The organism is Burkholderia reimsis, from assembly GCF_003294055.1.
GTDB classification, from domain to species: domain Bacteria; phylum Pseudomonadota; class Gammaproteobacteria; order Burkholderiales; family Burkholderiaceae; genus Burkholderia; species Burkholderia cepacia.
The window spans coordinates 1-409 of the sequence record NZ_QMFZ01000159.1; the positions used below are offsets into that span (position 1 = coordinate 1).

A 409-nucleotide genomic window follows, 5' to 3' on the forward strand; every position below is an offset into this window, starting at 1 on the left:
GGCTTCATCACTTCTCCTAATGATATATCTTCATGAACAAATCTATCTAATACTCCTTGCTTTACTAATTTGATTTGCCTAGTTTCTTCCTCATTCGCTAAACTTAGATTAACATCATCTATCAAAATCAATTGACCTTCTTGTGCATCGTTGATATTTTTATCGCTTAACTTAACTTCTTCAATTAAATCTTTTAAAACCACTTAATTAGTCATTTTAATTTCTACAGTTTTTCGTAACTGCGAACCTTTAGAGTAGTCATATCCAATATCTGCGGTACCTTCAAATACCATCGCCAACATATTTTTTATTTTGGCGGCTAGCTTTAAACTATGATTGCTACTTTTTTGCGTTTCTTCGCCAGTAGTAACTTTGTTATCTAATAACATGGCTATTTCAAATACTTTAT

The 409-nt window shown here is 31.3% G+C and carries 2 protein-coding genes; both read right to left on the reverse strand.

The window, feature by feature from the left end; all coding sequences use genetic code 11:
- On the reverse strand, window positions 1–203 hold a 203-nt coding region (locus DPV79_RS42440; protein WP_133295814.1), incomplete at its 3' end, for a hypothetical protein.
- A partial coding sequence (locus DPV79_RS43005) for a hypothetical protein (RefSeq protein WP_165843653.1) occupies window positions 204–409 on the reverse strand: 206 nt, incomplete at its 5' end. It abuts the gene before it with no gap.